General features: G+C 39.0%; 1 protein-coding gene. It reads right to left on the bottom strand.

Annotated features, from left to right (window positions below; genetic code table 11):
* Positions 1 to 603, bottom strand: a 603-nt coding sequence (locus WFK35_RS22990) for a S1 RNA-binding domain-containing protein (RefSeq protein WP_336734979.1), incomplete at both ends; no start/stop codon positions are given.

The raw sequence follows: 603 nt of genomic DNA, 5'->3' as shown, positions 1-603 counted from the left end.
GATTTTAGATCCGTCTTCCTTCTCTAATAATCTTGATGGGCAGAATGCTTCTACTTCAGCATCTTCGAACTGTACAGAAGCACCTTTATCGTGTACTTCTACCGCTTTACCAGCGTGAACTGTTCCTTCAGCATATTTAGTTTCGAATGCATCCCAAGGGTTTTCTGTTAATTGTTTGTGACCTAGAGATAATCTTCTAGCCTGGATGTCTAGTTCAAGAACTACAACATCTAATTTATCACCAACTGCACAGAATTCAGATGGGTGCTTGATTTTCTTAGTCCAAGAAAGATCAGAAATATAGATTAAACCGTCGATACCTTCTTCTAACTCTACGAATACACCAAAGTTAGTGAAGTTTCTTACAGTTCCTACATGCTTAGATCCTACAGGATACTTAGCTTCGATATTTTCCCATGGATCTTTGCTTAATTGCTTGATACCCAAAGAAATTTTTCTGTCTTCTCTGTCTAAAGTAAGTACTTCAGCTTCTACCTCATCACCTACTTTTACGAAGTCACCTGCAGATCTCAAGTGAGTAGACCAAGACATTTCAGAAACGTGGATTAATCCTTCAACACCAGGCGCGATTTCTACGAATGC

Origin of the sequence: Chryseobacterium sp. VD8 (assembly GCF_037149975.1) — a bacterium.
GTDB classification, from domain to species: Bacteria; Bacteroidota; Bacteroidia; order Flavobacteriales; family Weeksellaceae; genus Chryseobacterium; species Chryseobacterium indicum.
Note: the sequence above shows the minus strand (reverse complement) of the source record. Positions and strands in the feature narration are given on the sequence as shown.